15 protein-coding genes are annotated in these 16,402 nt (G+C 29.3%); 13 read left to right on the forward strand and 2 right to left on the reverse strand.

The window, feature by feature from the left end:
• The first annotated feature begins 5 nt into the window (after positions 1–5).
• Complete coding sequence (locus tag Q0G30_RS01665; RefSeq protein ID WP_294385658.1) at positions 6–542, forward strand: ATPase; 537 nt, start codon at positions 6–8, stop codon at positions 540–542.
• Here the strand turns inward: Q0G30_RS01665 and ylbJ are convergent.
• Positions 528–1,715 (reverse strand): sporulation integral membrane protein YlbJ, encoded by a 1,188-nt coding sequence (ylbJ, locus tag Q0G30_RS01670; RefSeq protein WP_366013302.1) that lies wholly within the window; start codon positions 1,713–1,715, stop codon positions 528–530. The genes Q0G30_RS01665 and ylbJ overlap by 15 nt on opposite strands.
• Positions 1,716–1,750: 35 nt before the next feature.
• Positions 1,751–2,956 (reverse strand): nucleotidyltransferase, encoded by a 1,206-nt coding sequence (locus tag Q0G30_RS01675; RefSeq protein ID WP_294385663.1) that lies wholly within the window; start codon positions 2,954–2,956, stop codon positions 1,751–1,753.
• A 230-nt stretch (positions 2,957–3,186) separates the two neighbouring features.
• Here Q0G30_RS01675 and pta point away from each other — a divergent pair, with 230 nt between their 5' ends.
• From pta to ffh, 12 genes are all read left to right on the forward strand, one after another.
• Complete coding sequence (gene pta, locus Q0G30_RS01680; RefSeq protein WP_294385664.1) at positions 3,187–4,194, forward strand: phosphate acetyltransferase; 1,008 nt, start codon at positions 3,187–3,189, stop codon at positions 4,192–4,194.
• A gap of 31 nt (positions 4,195–4,225) precedes the next feature.
• Positions 4,226–5,425: an acetate kinase gene (locus Q0G30_RS01685; RefSeq protein ID WP_294385665.1), complete on the forward strand. Its 1,200-nt coding sequence runs from the start codon at positions 4,226–4,228 to the stop codon at positions 5,423–5,425.
• Between the two features lie 159 nt (positions 5,426–5,584).
• A complete protein-coding gene (locus tag Q0G30_RS01690; protein WP_294385667.1) occupies positions 5,585–6,082 on the forward strand; it encodes a DUF177 domain-containing protein in 498 nt (165 codons plus the stop codon).
• 12 nt (positions 6,083–6,094) lie between these two features.
• Positions 6,095–6,280, forward strand: coding sequence for a 50S ribosomal protein L32 (rpmF, locus tag Q0G30_RS01695; protein WP_005213472.1), 186 nt, complete (start codon positions 6,095–6,097; stop codon positions 6,278–6,280).
• A gap of 56 nt (positions 6,281–6,336) precedes the next feature.
• Positions 6,337–7,338 (forward strand): phosphate acyltransferase PlsX, encoded by a 1,002-nt coding sequence (gene plsX, locus Q0G30_RS01700; RefSeq protein WP_294385670.1) that lies wholly within the window; start codon positions 6,337–6,339, stop codon positions 7,336–7,338.
• A gap of 150 nt (positions 7,339–7,488) precedes the next feature.
• The gene (acpP, locus tag Q0G30_RS01705; protein WP_294385672.1) at positions 7,489–7,719 is read left to right on the forward strand and encodes an acyl carrier protein; all 231 of its coding nucleotides are present in this window, start codon (positions 7,489–7,491) and stop codon (positions 7,717–7,719) included.
• A 122-nt stretch (positions 7,720–7,841) separates the two neighbouring features.
• Positions 7,842–8,540 (forward strand): ribonuclease III, encoded by a 699-nt coding sequence (gene rnc, locus Q0G30_RS01710; protein ID WP_294385674.1) that lies wholly within the window; start codon positions 7,842–7,844, stop codon positions 8,538–8,540.
• Positions 8,533–9,564: a radical SAM protein gene (locus tag Q0G30_RS01715; RefSeq protein ID WP_294385676.1), complete on the forward strand. Its 1,032-nt coding sequence runs from the start codon at positions 8,533–8,535 to the stop codon at positions 9,562–9,564. The genes rnc and Q0G30_RS01715 overlap by 8 nt, the downstream gene beginning before the upstream one ends.
• A gap of 297 nt (positions 9,565–9,861) precedes the next feature.
• On the forward strand, positions 9,862–13,419 hold the full coding sequence (smc, locus tag Q0G30_RS01720; protein ID WP_294385678.1) for a chromosome segregation protein SMC: 3,558 nt from the start codon (positions 9,862–9,864) through the stop codon (positions 13,417–13,419).
• 11 nt (positions 13,420–13,430) lie between these two features.
• Positions 13,431–14,345 carry a signal recognition particle-docking protein FtsY gene (gene ftsY / locus Q0G30_RS01725; RefSeq protein ID WP_294385679.1) on the forward strand — a complete coding sequence of 305 codons (915 nt, stop codon included), beginning with the start codon at positions 13,431–13,433 and terminating at the stop codon, positions 14,343–14,345.
• Positions 14,346–14,698: 353 nt separating this feature from the next.
• Positions 14,699–15,028: a putative DNA-binding protein gene (locus Q0G30_RS01730; protein ID WP_294385681.1), complete on the forward strand. Its 330-nt coding sequence runs from the start codon at positions 14,699–14,701 to the stop codon at positions 15,026–15,028.
• A gap of 16 nt (positions 15,029–15,044) precedes the next feature.
• Positions 15,045–16,394, forward strand: a complete 1,350-nt coding sequence (gene ffh, locus Q0G30_RS01735) for a signal recognition particle protein (RefSeq protein WP_294385683.1) — start codon at positions 15,045–15,047, stop codon at positions 16,392–16,394.
• Positions 16,395–16,402 lie beyond the last annotated feature (8 nt).

Raw genomic sequence — 16,402 nt, forward strand, 5'->3', positions numbered from 1 at the left:
ATATTTTGGAAAAGGTAGAATTGAATGTTATTGAACTATTAGAGTATTTGCAAGATATGGTGGAAAGTTCACCTAAAATGCCTATAACAGGAAAAACAATTATTGATAAGAAAGAGTTTAATGAAGTAATAGATCAAATAATTAATTATTTGCCAGATCAGTTTAAAAAGGCCCAGTGGGTTGTTAATGAAAAAGATAGAATTCTTCAAGAAGCACAAAAAGAATTCGATAATGTAAAAAAAGAAACAGTAGAAATAATGAAGCAAAATGTTGAGACCCATGATCTTGTTAGAGAAGCTAAAATGAGAGCAAGTGAAATAATAGCTCTAGCACAAAGAGATGCTAAAGCTATTAGAATAGGTTCTAGAGAATATTCAAATGAAATTTTAATGCAATTAGATGTTGAAATAGAAAAACAAAAGGAACAGTTAATTAAATCTATGCAAGAATCTTTTGAAAAAGTAGCAAAGCAAATAGATGAAAATTTAACACAAACAGGAACAATAATTAAAGAAAATATAGCTGAATTAAGAACGATGTAGCTTTTTTATGAGTAAAATTATTAAAGTTCCTATTAATAAAAGTGACAAAGTTAATGAAATTATTATTGAAATATTGAAATTATCAATAGTAGCAGAGGAGGTATAAGCGGTATATTGTAGTGAGAAAATGCTGCTAATGATAAAAGTTATGCTAAAGCTTAGTACTCCTTGAATAAATTTCATAAAGCTATATTTTGCTAAAGAAATATCATATTTATAGACAAATGAGCTTATTTGCGCTATTACTGATAAGCTAGAAAAAGAACAAATAAAGCTTATTATAGCTAGTTTAAATGGAAGTGTTAAAGGTAAGGTAGTTATAAGATTACAACCATTAGTAAACTCAACACTGCCTAGAAATAGTCCATAAATTGAATATTTAGGAAGATTTAAAAAAGCTTCTATATTATTAAAAGCAATGCTTATATAAGCATTGTTTTTTATTATACTTATGATTATAGAGAATAGTACTACAAAAGCACCAACTTGTAATGTAGTATTAATTCCATTATCTAAAGCAGATTTTAAAGCAGAACCAAAGTTCATATTGGTATTATTTTCAGGTAATTCCTTCATAGAAGATGTTGTTTTACTTGGATTTATTGTTAAAATACCTACAATAATAGGGGATAAATAATTAGCGATAAGTAAAATAAAACCTAATTTCACATCTCCTAACATTGTTGCTCCAATAGAGCCTATTATGAACATAGGGCTTGCATTGCTAGCTATATTTAAAAGTCTTTGGAACTCACTTTTATCTATGTATCCTAAGGAATAAAGATCACAACAGTACTTACAACCGAGAGGATAACCACTTAAAAAGCTAGCAACTATGGGGAATGAAGAGGATTTTGAAAGCTTAAGAGGCTTACAAAGTATTGGTCCTAATATTTTTGAATATAATCCAACTCCGTCATAGGAAATTAAAAGGTTGCATATTACGGAAAAAGGAAAAATTGTTGGAATGATAGTCTTTACCACTAAGCTTACTCCGATTAATGCTGCATCTATACAGCTTTGTAGATTGTATACAAAAATAAAAATAAACATTGTGATTAAAACACACATAAAGTAATTATGGTTTTTGTCAAATAGTTTAAAAAGTAGTAACAGTAGAAAAAATATGATTATTAATAAAAAAATAATACTATACATGGTATTCCCTCCCATCTATAGTATTTATATGCGGTATACATAAAGTATTATTAATATTTTATTATTGGACTTTGAAGATAATCTTTATTTGGGTTTATTTTATTATTTAAATTTGCATAAGCAGCTGTAGCTTGTATATCAAATTGAAGTAAAGGATTATTAGTAAAACGTGGAACTTTGGTAATAAGGGGGATGGAGGAGTTTCTTTTTATTAATGAAAGAACTTCTCTTCCTCTATTGTTAAAGCCTAGAACTCTTGCGTAAAGGTTATTTGGATTATCTATATTTAAAAAAGTATTAGAATCAAGTCCAAGATAAATATGAGTTAGAATTCTTGAAATTTTACTATATGTATATCTCTTGCTCTTTACTTTTAAAATAAAATCTTCATAAGAATTTGATGAAGTTATTTCTTTTATCAATTTATTTTCTAAGCCTTCCGTTATCTCATAAAGATTGTTAAAGTTTATACAATTTGTTTGGATTTTATATTTTATAAATTTAAACATATCTTCATCAAAGACAAGAGGATAGTTCTCATCTTGCAATTTACTAAATATTTCATAAGATTCTTTAGGAATTAAATTTTTTAAGTTTTCTAAAGAATTTTTGTTTTTTAACAGCTCTCTAATTGCTGTAGCTGATGAAAAGGAATTAGAGAGATTTTTATCGTTGTAGTTAGATCCTTCTCGTTTTAATGTAGAAGGGGTAATTGTGCTGTTTAGTCTAAGAATAGACTTTATGTATTCAATGCCTAAAATATTATTTGATGAAGTTATTATCTTGTTTATCTCTTCGTCTTTTAAGTATTGTATTAAGCTTTTTTCACGAGCTTTTGCAAATGTATCTCCTTTAGCTAAATGCTCCTTTATAAGAGATTTTAGCTGAGTATCTTCGTTAACTAAAATCTTTGAAAGTGCCGTTAGTTTATCTACATCTCCACATTCAGAACCGAAAAATAAATTATTAACAATACCAAGATTATGAAGAATTGATACAGAGCCTTTTGCAAAAAATTCCGCAGATGAAACTGCGTAGTATGTAGGAAGTTCAATAATTAAATCTACTCCGTTATTTAAGGCCATTTCAGTTCTTTTCCATTTGTCAATTATTGCAGGACCACCTCTTTGAACGAAGTTTCCACTCATTACACAAATGATAGCATCGGCATTTGTATTCTTTTTTGCTTCTCTTAAATGATAAAGGTGTCCATTGTGAAATGGATTATATTCAGTAATTATTCCAGTTATATTCATATTTAAACTCCTTTTTGGGAAATATAAAAATATTATAGCATAGAGGAGGAAATGTGGAAGGATTTATATAATATTTATATTATATAAGTTTAAATATATAGTAAAATTCAGAAAATTTATAATATAAAGAATTAAATTTTTGAGTAATTTAGGTATTGAAAAATATGTACTCATAGGAGTATAGTAATAGTGAAGATGAGACCGTACAAAGTCGAAAGGGGAAATTAAATATGGAACTTATGGATAAATTATGGAATGCGGCTAAGGAAAATAAGCAAAGAATAGTTTTACCTGAAGGTGATGAAGAAAGAACTATTATTGCTACTGAAAAAATTCAAAAATTAGGTTTAGCCTTTCCAATCCTAGTTGGTAATGAAGAAAAAATATTAGAAAAAGCTAAAGAACTTGGAGTTGATTTAACTGGTGTTGAAATAGTCAATCCAGACAAATCAGATAGACTTCAAGATTATATAAATGCATTTTATGAGTCAAGAAAAAGTAAAGGAATGACTTTAGAGAAAGCTGACAAAATCGTTAGAGATCCATTATATTTCGGAACAATGATGGTTAAATTAGATGATGCTGATGGAATGGTATCAGGTGCTGTTCACACAACTGGAGATTTATTAAGACCAGGTTTACAAATTATTAAAACTGCACCAGGAGTATCTGTTGTATCAAGTTTCTTTATCATGATGGTACCAGGATCTAAGTACGGAGAAAATGGAATGTTATTATTCTCAGACTGTGCTGTTAATCCAAATCCAAATTATGAACAATTAGCAGCTATTGCTATTGCAACTGCTGATACAGCACGTAACCTTTGCAAAGTAGAGCCAAGAGTTGCGATGTTATCATTTTCAACAATGGGAAGTGCTGATCATGAGATGGTTGACAAGGTTAGAAAAGCAACAGAACTTGCAAAAGAATTAAGACCGGATTTATTAATCGATGGTGAATTACAATTAGATGCAGCTATAGTAGAAAGTGTTGCAGCTCAAAAAGCGCCAAATAGTAAAGTTGCTGGTAAGGCAAATGTATTAATATTCCCAGATTTACAATCAGGTAATATTGGATATAAGTTAGTTCAAAGATTTGCAGGAGCAGAGGCTATAGGACCAATGTGTCAAGGATTTGCTAAGCCAATTAATGATTTATCAAGAGGATGTAACTCAGAGGATATCGTTAATGTTGTAGTATTAACTGCAGTTCAAGCACAAGCTCAAAATGCAAAATAGTAAAATTAAACAATTTAAGAGGTGTTCAAAGATGAAAGTATTAGTTATAAACTGTGGAAGTTCTTCACTTAAATATCAATTAATCGATATGACAACAGAAGAATCACTAGCACAAGGATTAGTTGAAAGAATAGGTATTGAAGGTTCTGTTTTAACTCAAAAGGTTGAAGGTAGAGATAAATACATAGTAAAACAACCTATGGCAGATCACAAAGATGCAATAAAGTTAGTTTTAGAAGCTTTAGTAGATGAGAAAAACGGTGTTATTTCTTCAATGGATGAAATTTCAGCAGTAGGACATAGAGTTGTACACGGTGGAGAAAAGTACAATAAGTCTGTTATAATTGATGCAGAGGTTAAGTCATATATAGAAGAATGCTTTAAATTAGCTCCACTTCACAACCCAGCAAACATGATAGGAATTAATGCTTGTGAAGAATTAATGCCAAATACACCAATGGTAGCTGTATTTGATACTGCTTTCCATGGAACTATGCCAGAAGAAGCATATATCTATGCTTTACCATATGAGTTATATAAGAAGCACGGAATAAGAAAATATGGATTCCACGGAACTTCACATAAGTATGTTTCACAAAAAGTTGCTGAAGTTATGGGAAGAGATATTAAAGACTTAAAAATAATTACTTGTCATTTAGGAAATGGTGCAAGTTTATGTGCTGTTAAGAATGGTGTATCTGTTGATACTTCAATGGGATTCACTCCACTTGAAGGTGTTGCAATGGGAACAAGATGTGGTAATATAGATCCAGCTATAGTTACATTCTTAATGAAAGAAGAAGGATTATCGGCTGATGAAGTTAATGATTTAATGAATAAAAAATCAGGAGTTCTTGGAATATCAGGAATAAGCTCAGACTTCAGAGATATTGAAGATGGTGCATTTAAGGATAAGGACCCAAGAGCAATATTAGCACTTAAAGTATTTGAATACAAAGTAAGAGCTACAATTGGATCATACGCTGCTATAATGGGTGGAGTAGATGCTATAGTATTTACTGCTGGTGTAGGAGAAAATGGACCAGAAACTAGAGAAGAGTGCCTAAAAGGATTAGAATTCTTAGGAGTAGAAATAGATAAAGAAGCTAACAATGTTAGAGGTAAGGTAAGAGAAATATCTAAAGCAGGATGCAAAGTTAAAGCTTTCGTTATACCTACAAACGAAGAATTAATGATTGCTAGAGATACTTTAGAATTAATACAAAAGTAATTTGTATATAAAGCTTGACTTTTAATGTCGACCTTTATATAATAAATTGTGTTTGAATTCAGTAAATTTTAGCGAGGAGTGAAATATTGCTTTGGCTCAAGCTGTACATAGTGTATAATATACCTTGAAGGTATGAGGATTATATCCAGGGCTTAAGATATGGTAATTAATTTTTCAGACTTATTATCTAAAAAGAACAGAAAAAAACAAATATCTTTATCATTCGAGTTAGAACCATTTGAATTCGAAGGAGAAGAAATTAGAGCAATTGAAAAAGTTTCTGTAGAAGGGGTTGCAATATCAGAAAATGATGTTATAGTAATAAATGCTTCTATAAAAACAAAACTAAAGCTAAATTGTTCTAGATGCTTAGATACCTTTATCTATCCAATAGATATTGATATAGAAGAAAGGTTTACAAACAATAAGGAACTTGATAGTGAGGAAATTATGTTTGTAGATGGTGATACACTAGATATTACCGAGATTATTGAAAATAGTATTATTTCAACCTTACCTATCAAAAGACTTTGCAAGGAAGACTGTAAGGGACTATGTTCTCAATGCGGTGCAAATAAAAATGTTGAAAATTGTAGTTGTTTAGATTATGATGTTGATATTAGGCTTGCAAAGCTTAGAGAGTTGTTTGGGGAATAAGGAGGTGTAATAATGGGAAATCCAGCTAGAAAGACATATAGAGCAAAAAGAGATTCTAGAAGAGCTCAAACTTTTAAGTTAAGCTTACCAGGAATAGTTGAATGTCCACAATGCCACGAAATGAAGATGGCTCACAGAGTTTGTAAGAACTGTGGATTCTACAAAGGTAAAGAAGTAGTTGCTTCAACTGAAGAATAAAAGAAAGTCTTATGACTTTCTTTTCTTTATATATAAAGAAATAAGGGGTGAAAGAAATGAGAATTGCTATAGATGGTATGGGTGGAGATAATGCACCACAAGCTGTTGTTAATGGTGTAGTGCAAGCTCTTAAAGAATTTAATGATTTGGAGTTTTTTATAACAGGGCCAGAAGATATAATAAAAGAGCAATTAAAGCAAGAAAATTATACTGGTGATAAAATAACTATAGTAGATGCAAAAGAAGTTATATCAACTAATGAGCATCCAGTTATGGCTATAAGAAAAAAGAAAGATTCAAGTTTGTGTAAAGCTTTAAATTTAGTTAAGGAAAAAAGGTGTGATGCTGTTTTATCAGCAGGAAGTACGGGAGCTTTTTTAGCAGGTTGTAATTTTATTGTAGGAAGAATTAAAGGCGTTAAGAGACCAGCACTAACTCCTATTATGCCAGGAAAGAATGCACCATTTATGATTGTAGATGCAGGAGCTAATGTAGATTGTAAGCCAGAGTATTTAGTTCAGTTTGCTCATATGGGTAGAGAATATTATAAAGGTGTATTAAAAGTAGAGAACCCTAGTGTTGGATTAGTTAATATTGGTGCTGAAGAAGAAAAAGGTAATGAATTAACTAAAAATACATACCAATTATTAAAAAATGAAAAGGGACTAAACTTTATAGGAAATGTAGAACCTAGAGATGTTACTTCAGGCGATACTAATGTTCTCGTTTGTGATGGCTTTGCAGGTAACACAATTTTAAAAATGTATGAAGGAACAGCATCTACTCTTTTAAATATAATTAAAGATGAAATTACTTCTAGTGGTGTTAAAGCAAAGGTTGGAGCCCTTTTCTTGAAACCTGTATTTAAAGGTATAAAGAAAAAGTTTGATTATAAAGAATATGGTGGAGCACCGTTTTTAGGTGTTGATGGAATTTGTATTAAAGCACATGGAAGTTCTGATGGAAAAGCTTTTAAAAATGCTATAAGACAAAGTAAACAATTCTATGACAGTAAAGTATTAGAAAAAATTAAAGAAGAATTAGAGTTAAAGGCTTAGAGTTTAAAGAAAGTATAAGTTATAATATATTTTATTAAGTAAAAGAAAAAATGTTTTATTAGTCGTTTTCATAATAAATATAAGTAATTATATTGACGACAATAAAAATATATAATATTATCTAAATGGGTGTGTTTAGGAGGTGAAAGAATGTTTGAAAAGATTAGAGAAATCATTGCTGATAAGCTAAGTATTAATGAAGACGAAATAACTATGGATTCAGCATTTTTAGAAGACTTAAATGCAGATTCTTTAGATATAGTTGAACTTATAATGGCTTTAGAAGATGAGCTAGATATGGAAATTCCAGACGAAGACGCAGAGAACTTTGTAACTGTTGGTGATGTAGTTAGATTTGTAAAGTCACATGTTGAGGAATAAATAAAATCCCGCAGTATTTGCGGGATTTTATTTATAAAGTACTTTTATAAAAAACTAAATAGTTTATTCTTGAATTTGTTTATATAAGCAAGTTGAAGAATAAACTTGAAGGAGTGTAAATAATGAATAGTTTCTATCAGAGAGAAGCTGAAGATATAATAGGTATTAAGTTTAATGAACCTAAATTATTATTGACGGCTTTAACTCATTCATCATATGCAAATCAACATAGGGATGAAGAATATAATGAAAGATTTGAATTTTTAGGAGATGCCATTCTTCAAGTATGTATTACTGAATATTTATTTTTAAATTATAAAGAAAAAAGTGAAGGAGAATTAACTAAGATACGTAGTTTAATTGTTTGTGAAAATTCTTTATATGAAATAGGGAAATCTTTAAACTTAGGTTACTTATTAAGAATGAGTAAAGGTGAAGAGTTAACTGGAGGAAGAGAAAGAGTATCCTTAATAGCTGATGCTGTAGAAGCCTTAATAGCAGCTATATATTTAGATAAAGGTTTAGAATTTGCAAAAGATTATATTATAGGTAGATTCGAAGATATAATAAATCGTGCAATAAATAATGATATAATATTAGATTATAAGACTAGATTACAAGAATATCTTCAAAAAAATGGAGAGGTATCTATAGTATATGAACTTATTAAGTTTGAAGGGCCTCCACATAGAAGAAAATTCTATACAAAACTTATAATTGACAATAACGAACTAACTTGTGGTGAAGGTTATAGTAAGAAGGAGTCAGAGCAAAATGCAGCAAAAGCAGCATTAAAGGTTTTGGAGGATAAAAATGAGTAAGAATTATTATATAATTCCTGTTTTTATTTCTCATCAAGGATGTCCACATCAGTGCGTGTTTTGTAATCAAGATAGAATAGCAGGAAAATATGAAGAAGTTTTTGCTAGTGATGTTAGAAAAATTATAGATGAATATTTAGGTACTATAAATAGTAAAGGTGCAACTATAGAAGTATCATTTTTTGGAGGCACATTTACTGCAATTGATGTTAATAAGCAAAAAGAGTTGTTAGAAGTTGCTAGAGAGTATAAGGAAAAAGGTCTAATACATAAAATAAGGTTATCAACAAGACCAGATGCTATACTGCCATATATCTTAGGATATTTAAAGGAATATAAGGTTGATATAATAGAGCTTGGAGTTCAATCTTTAGATGATGAAGTTTTAAGAAAAGCTGGTAGAGGACATAGTGTTAATGATGTAGTAGTTGCATCTAAACTTATTAAGGAAGCAGGATTTACTTTAGGTCATCAAATAATGCCAGGATTACCAGGGGATAATTTTGAAATTGATATAGAAACTACTAAAAAGTCAATTGAAATGAAGCCAGATATATGTAGAATATATCCATCATTAGTTATTAAAGATACTCCTATGGAGGATATGTATAAAAGAGGAGATTATGTACCATACTCTTTAGATGAAGCTGTATATATTAGTGGTGAAATGTTAAAGTTATATAATGAAGCTAAAATTAAGGTAATTAGAATTGGATTACAGCCAACAGATACTATTACTACAGGAAAAGATATAGTAGATGGACCTTTTCATCCAGCTTTTAGAGAATTAGTAGAAGGACACTTAATTTGTGAGACTTTAGATAAAAGATCTCCAAAGGAAAAGGATATTATAGTTGAAATCAATGAAAAGGATGTTAGTAAGCTATATACCAATAAAAAGCAGTATTTTAAAGCTTTTTTAGCTAATAGACAAGGTAAGGTATATGTTAATACTAACAATAAGGTTAAAAAGGGAAGAGTTAAGCTAACAATTATTGAGAAGAGGGAAGAATTTAAAATATAATTGTGGAAGTTTAAACTTTAGTAGTTAAAATAATAAAAGATATGAATTTAGGTGACAAGGGGCAAAGGGTATATAGCAAGATAAGTAATAATATTCTTGTTTATAAGCTTTGAATCTTGTCATTGTTTTATTGATATTTCTTTAGCTTTGCTATAAACTAGAGAAAGAATGGAGTGAGAGTTATTATGAAAGCGAAGACAAGAGAAAAAATGATATATATAATTAGTATTTTTATGCTTATAGTATTTTTACTAAGTTTAGTACCAGCTTTTATATAAAAAGATAAGGAGTGGATTTATGTTTTTAAGGTCACTTGAGATACGTGGATTTAAATCTTTTGCAGATAAGACTGAATTGAGATTTAAAAAGGGAGTAACTGCAGTTGTTGGACCTAATGGTAGTGGAAAAAGTAACGTTTCTGATTCTGTAAGATGGGTGCTTGGAGAGCAAAGTGTGAAAAGTCTTAGAGGAGGTAAAATGGAAGATGTTATTTTTGCAGGAACACAATTTAGAAAACCCTTAGGACTTGCACAAGTATCCCTTACTTTAGATAACTCAGATGGAACATTATCAACGGACTACAATGAAGTAACAGTAACTAGAAGAATATTTAGATCTGGTGAAACAGAGTATTTAATTAATAATCAAAAATGTAGATTAAAGGATATTACTGAATTATTTATGGATACAGGTATAGGTAAAGAAGGGTATTCTATAATTGGACAAGGTAAAATTGATGCAATATTAAGTGGTAAGCCAGAAGAAAGAAGGGCTTTATTAGAAGAGGCTGCTGGAATTGTTAAATATAAGTCTAGAAAAGAAGAAGCTGAAAAAAGACTTGATAACACTGATAGTAATTTAGTTAGAATTAGAGATATAATAGCAACTTATGAAGAGAGACTTGAGCCATTAAGAGTAGAAAAGGAAAAGGCTGTAAAATATAAAGCTTTAGCAGAAGAGTTAAATGTAAAAGAAGTTTCTATATTAGTTAATCACATTGATAGAGTTTCAAAAGATATAGATGGATTATCTGGTGAAATAGAAAAAAGACAAGAATCAATAGAGAGTAAAAGAGAAAAGCTTAAGGCTCATAAAAATGTTTTAGATGAGTTGCAAATAAAAATAGAAAATATAGAAAAGAAAAATAAATTAGAAAAAGAAGAATATTATACGAAAAAGGAAGAGGCTACAAATCATCTTAGAGATATTGAGCTTTTTAAAGAAAGAATTAATAATTTTAAATCATTAATAGAAAAAGAAGAAAATGAAATAAAACTTTTAAAAGAGGACCTAGAAAAAGTTACTTTAGAAAAGAAGGACTTAGAAGAAAAGTTAAATGAAAAGAGTAAAGAAAGTAAAGATAAGGGTTCTGAAATTAAAAGTGTAGAAAGATTAATTAATGATATAACTATAAAAATTGACAAAATAGAAAAGGAACTTAATATCTTAAAAAATAATGAATTTGAAATTATATCTAGAAATTCTGATATTAATAATACAATTCAAAGTTTAAAAAAAGAAATAAATGAAAAAAATGATATACAGGAAAGTTTAGATAAATCAATAGCTACTTTAGAAGGAAATCTAGCGATTAATATAGGAACTATAGAGGAAGTTAAACTAAAGCTTATACATACAAAAGATAATATTTCTAAATTAGAAGAAGAGGTAGTATCAATAAGAAAAGAGTTATCTAAAACACATTCTCTTTTAAATAATCAAGATAATAAGCTTAAAATGTTATCAAAAAAAATTAATGAGTCAGAAGCTACTCATAATACTTTAGAAACTTTAGAAAAGCATTATGATGGATATAATAGAACAGTAAAGAGTTTAATGGAGCATGTTGAAAAGGGTAGAGTTCAAGGAATAAAGGATATAAAAGTACTTGGTGAAGTTTTTGAAGTGGAGAAGAAGTATGAAGTTGCCATTGAGATAGCCTTAGGAGGTGCAATATCTAATGTAATAACTGTTAATGATACTGATGCTAAAAACTTAATTTCATATTTGAAGAATAGAGGATTAGGTAGAGCAACATTTTTACCTTTAAATATTATTAGAGGTAAAAAGTTAGAAGTACCTAATGATATTAAAAAAGCTAAGGGATATATAGGAATTGCTTCAGAAATTCTAAAGTATGATATAAGATATAAAGGTGTAATAGAATATAATCTAGGTAGAACTATAATTGCTGAAAATATGGATTGTGCTCTTAATATATCTAAAATTGGAAGGCATAATTATAAAATAGTTACATTAACTGGTGAGGTAATTAACCCAGGAGGTGCCTTAACAGGTGGTAGTATACAAGGTAAAAATGCGAATCTTTTAGGTAGAAAAAGAGAAATTGAAGAGTTAGCTCAAAATATATTAAGGCTAAAAGAACAGTATGATAATGAGGTCTATAAGTTTAATGAAATAAAGCTAAAAATAAAGAACTTAGATGAAGAGATATTAAATAAAAGAGAAGAAGTTCATAGCAAAAATATAGAGTTAACAGTATTAGAAGGTGAAATAAAAAACCTTATAAATGATGGAGATAAATTAAATAAAAATATTGAAAGCTCTAAGAGAAGAAAAGAAGAGAATAATAATATAATTAACTTGTTAATAGAAAGGCTAGAAAATAAAAAAGAAGAACTTAATAAGTTAGACCTTAAAAGTGCCGAAAGAAAAGAAAAGGTTAAATTAATTGAGGAAGAACTCGTTAATAATAATAATGAAAGAGATTCTTTAAAAGAAAAGTTAGTTAATTTAAAAGTTAATAGTGCAACTTTAGAGGAAAGTCTTCAAGGCCAAAGAATGCAATTATCTTCTAAGAATTTCGAGATAAGAGAAAAAGAAAATAAGATAAATCAATTGCAAGAGGAGATTTCTGTTAAACATAACAATATTAATTCTTTATCTGAAAATGTTAAAAATAAAGAAAATATATTAAAAGAAATAGAACAAAGAGTTTTAGAATTAGAAAATTCCTTTAGAGAAGATGAAATTATTAAGGTTGAACTTAAAGAAAGCTATAAGGCTAAGGAAAGTATAACTAGTGAAATAATAGAAGTAATAAGAGTAGAAGAAAATGAATTAAACAAAAGAGCTATACAACATGCTAAAATAGAAAGTGAGCAAGAAGCTCTTTATAATAGATTGAATAGTGAATTAAATTTAACTCTTGCCGAAGCAAAAGAGATAGCTGTTAGTGTTGAAAATACGAATATGCTTAAAGATGAAATTTCTATATTGAAATCAAAGATAGCAGCTTTAGGAACAGTCAATTTATCAGCTATAGTAGAATATGACGAAGTATGTGAAAAGTATGAGTTTATGTCATCACAAGAGCTAGATTTACAAAAGGCAAAGGAAGAGCTTATAGAAGTTATAAATGAAATGACTATTCAGATGCAAGAGTTATTTAAAGAAAATTTTAAAATATTAAATGAAAATTTTGGAGAGACCTTTAGAGAGTTATTTAAAGGTGGTAATGCAGAACTTATTTTAGGTGGGGATGATATTTTAAATTCTAATATAATAATAAATGTTGAGCCACCAGGTAAGAAACTTCAAAATATAAACTTAATGTCTGGGGGAGAGAAAGTTTTATCTGCAATTGCTTTATTATTTGCAATATTAAAAATGAAGCCAACCCCATTCTGTATACTTGATGAAATAGAGGCGGCTTTAGATGATGCTAATGTTTATAGGTATGCAGAGTTTTTAAAAGCTTTTTCGGAAAACATTCAATTTATAGTAATAACACATAGAAAAGGAACAATGGAAGCTAGTGATGTAATGTATGGTATAACCATGGAAGAAAAGGGTATATCTAAAGTAGTATCAGTAGACTTGTCAGAGAATTAGGAGGTAGTAATATGTTTGGTAAATTATTTAATAATCTTAAGAGTGGATTAACAAAAACAAGAAATGCATTAACAGACAAAATAAATGAGGCTTTAAATTTAGCGGTAACAATTGATGAAGATTTATACGAAGAGTTAGAAGAAATACTTATTATGGCAGATATAGGTATGGATACTACTATGGAAATCATTGAAAGATTAAAAGATAAGATTAGAAAAGAAAAAATCAATGATGTTGAATTAGTTAGACCGGCTTTAAAAAGTGTAATTGCTGAAATGATGATAGATGATACTGAAGAAAGTTCTGAAGAGAAAAGTGGAAAAGAAGTTATTTTAGTAATAGGTGTAAATGGTGTTGGGAAAACTACAAGTATAGGTAAATTAGCAGCAATGAATAAGGAAAAAGGTAAAAAAGTTTTATTAGCAGCTGCTGACACATTTAGAGCAGGTGCTATAGATCAGTTGCTTGTTTGGAGTCAAAGAGCAAAAGTTGATATTGTTAAACATGAGGAAGGATCAGATCCAGCAGCGGTTGTGTTTGATGCAATTAATGCTTCTAAGTCAAGAGGTGTAGATTTACTTATTTGTGATACAGCAGGAAGATTACACAATAAGAAAAATTTAATGGATGAATTAGGAAAAATAAATAGAGTAATAGATAGAGAACTTAGTGATGCTAATAAGCAAACTTTATTGGTACTAGATGGAACTACAGGACAAAATGCAGTAATTCAAGCTAAGCAATTTATGGAGGTGTGCCCTATAGATGGAATAGTTTTAACTAAGCTTGATGGAACTGCTAAAGGTGGAGTTGTAATCTCTATAAAAAATACTCTTAAAATCCCTGTTAAATATATAGGGGTAGGAGAAGGAATTGAAGACCTACAAGAATTTGATGCAGAAAGCTTTGTAGAAGCATTATTTTAATTAGTATTTATTAGTTAGTAGTTAAGAAGAAAATTGTTATTATTTACAAAAGTTATATTTTGTAGCTAGATATAAGTTCAAGTTAATTCTTAACTATTAACTTTAAAATAATAAATTGTAATTATATATAACTTATAAAATTTATAATTAGTAATTAAAAATTTGTTGCTAAAATTTATATTAGTCATTAAAATAACTATAGATACCAATATGGTATGATTAAAATTAGTAGGTATAGTAAGAGTTTAGCGCTTAAATTAGGAATGAAAAAATAATTTAAAAGTGTTAAGTAAAAATACTTGACACCTAATTATTATTCTGTTAAAATCTCAGATGTGGGTAAGGTGATATGCATGGAAGATAGAGTTGAGATTTCCTTATTAATGGATTATTATGGTCCATTGCTTACGGAAAAGCAAAAAAGTATCATGGAGCTATATTACAATGAGGATTTATCCTTAGCTGAGATTGCTGAATTAAACAATACGAGTCGCCAAGCGATTCATGACCTAATAAAAAGATGCTACAAACAATTTCTAGCCTATGAAAGTAAATTAAATTTACTTAAAAAGTCTTTAGAAAAAGAAAAGAAGATTTCGAAATTCTTGAATGAAGTTAATGAAAAGTATTCTTTGATGGATGAAGACTACAAAAATTACAAAGAAACTCTAGAAAATTTATAGGCATAGGAGGGTTAACATGGCTTTTGAAGGTTTAGCTGATAAGTTACAAGAGACGTTTAAAAAACTTAGAGGCAAAGGTAAATTAGGCGAGAAAGATATTAAAGAAGCCATGAGAGAAGTAAAGCTTGCGTTATTAGAAGCTGACGTTAACTTTAAAGTTGTAAAAACTTTTGTTAAAAACGTTAGTGAAAAATGTGTTGGTAGTGAAGTTTTAGAAAGCTTAACACCTGCTCAGCAAGTCATCAAGATTGTTAATGATGAACTTACAGATCTTATGGGAGGTAGTGAAAGTAAAATTAACTTCGCTAGTGTTGGACCAACTGTTATTATGTTAGTTGGACTTCAAGGGGCTGGTAAAACCACAATGGCTGGTAAACTTGCACTACAATTAAGAAAAGATAAAAATAAGAAACCTTTATTAGTTGCCTGCGATATATATAGACCAGCAGCAATTAAACAATTAGAGGTTGTAGGAAAGCAAATTGACATTCCAGTTTTCCAAATGGGTGATAAAATTAGCCCTGTACAAATTGCCAAAGAAGGTATAAAATACGGTAGGGAAAACGGAAATAATGTTGTAATTATAGATACAGCTGGTAGACTTCATATAGATGAAGAACTAATGACTGAACTTAAAGATGTAAAGGCTGAAGTTAATCCTTCAGAAATCTTACTTGTTGTTGACTCAATGACAGGACAAGATGCTGTGAATGTTGCAGAAACCTTTAACGAAGCACTTGATATCTCAGGAGTTATATTAACAAAGCTTGATGGAGATACAAGAGGTGGAGCTGCTTTATCAATTAGGCATATGACTCAAAAACCAATTAAATTTATTGGTGTTGGGGAAAAGATGAATGATTTTGAAGTATTCCATCCAGATAGAATGGCTAGTAGAATTCTAGGAATGGGTGATGTACTTTCATTAATCGAAAAAGCTCAAGAAGCAATTGATGAAAAAGAAGCTAAAGAGTTAGGTCAAAAGATGATGGAAAATGACTTTACTTATGATGATTACTTAACAGCTATGGAGCAAATGAAAAAGTTAGGATCATTAAGTAAGATCATGGATATGATACCAGGAATACCTAAGGAGATGAAGGAAATTGACTTTGATGCTGGTGAAAAGCAATTAGCAAGAGTAAAGGCAATAATTCATTCAATGACTCCTAAGGAAAGAAAAAATCCAAAACTTATAGTTGGATCTTCTTCAAGAAAGAAGAGAATAGCTAACGGTTCTGGTACATCATTACAGGAAGTTAACAAACTCATAAAAGGACATGAAATGATGAGAAAGCAAATGAAGCAAATGAAGTCATTGACTAAGAAGTCCAAAAAAGGTTTATTTGGTAAATTACCTTTTTAAGAGTTTAT

Source organism: uncultured Clostridium sp., assembly GCF_934754925.1.
Taxonomy (GTDB): domain Bacteria; phylum Bacillota; class Clostridia; order Clostridiales; family Clostridiaceae; genus Clostridium.

What these genes read in the sequence shown, in the direction of transcription:
- ylbJ (WP_366013302.1), bottom strand. Translation starts at nt 1,715, where the DNA reads ATGGGAGGGAATACCATGTATAGTATTATTTTTTTATTAATAATCATA.
- Q0G30_RS01675 (WP_294385663.1), bottom strand. Translation starts at nt 2,956, where the DNA reads ATGAATATAACTGGAATAATTACTGAATATAATCCATTTCACAATGGA.
- pta (WP_294385664.1), top strand. Translation starts at nt 3,187, where the DNA reads ATGGAACTTATGGATAAATTATGGAATGCGGCTAAGGAAAATAAGCAA.
- Q0G30_RS01685 (WP_294385665.1), top strand. Translation starts at nt 4,226, where the DNA reads ATGAAAGTATTAGTTATAAACTGTGGAAGTTCTTCACTTAAATATCAA.
- Q0G30_RS01690 (WP_294385667.1), top strand. Translation starts at nt 5,585, where the DNA reads ATGGTAATTAATTTTTCAGACTTATTATCTAAAAAGAACAGAAAAAAA.
- rpmF (WP_005213472.1), top strand. Translation starts at nt 6,095, where the DNA reads ATGGGAAATCCAGCTAGAAAGACATATAGAGCAAAAAGAGATTCTAGA.
- plsX (WP_294385670.1), top strand. Translation starts at nt 6,337, where the DNA reads ATGAGAATTGCTATAGATGGTATGGGTGGAGATAATGCACCACAAGCT.
- acpP (WP_294385672.1), top strand. Translation starts at nt 7,489, where the DNA reads ATGTTTGAAAAGATTAGAGAAATCATTGCTGATAAGCTAAGTATTAAT.
- rnc (WP_294385674.1), top strand. Translation starts at nt 7,842, where the DNA reads ATGAATAGTTTCTATCAGAGAGAAGCTGAAGATATAATAGGTATTAAG.
- Q0G30_RS01715 (WP_294385676.1), top strand. Translation starts at nt 8,533, where the DNA reads ATGAGTAAGAATTATTATATAATTCCTGTTTTTATTTCTCATCAAGGA.
- smc (WP_294385678.1), top strand. Translation starts at nt 9,862, where the DNA reads ATGTTTTTAAGGTCACTTGAGATACGTGGATTTAAATCTTTTGCAGAT.
- ftsY (WP_294385679.1), top strand. Translation starts at nt 13,431, where the DNA reads ATGTTTGGTAAATTATTTAATAATCTTAAGAGTGGATTAACAAAAACA.
- Q0G30_RS01730 (WP_294385681.1), top strand. Translation starts at nt 14,699, where the DNA reads ATGGAAGATAGAGTTGAGATTTCCTTATTAATGGATTATTATGGTCCA.
- ffh (WP_294385683.1), top strand. Translation starts at nt 15,045, where the DNA reads ATGGCTTTTGAAGGTTTAGCTGATAAGTTACAAGAGACGTTTAAAAAA.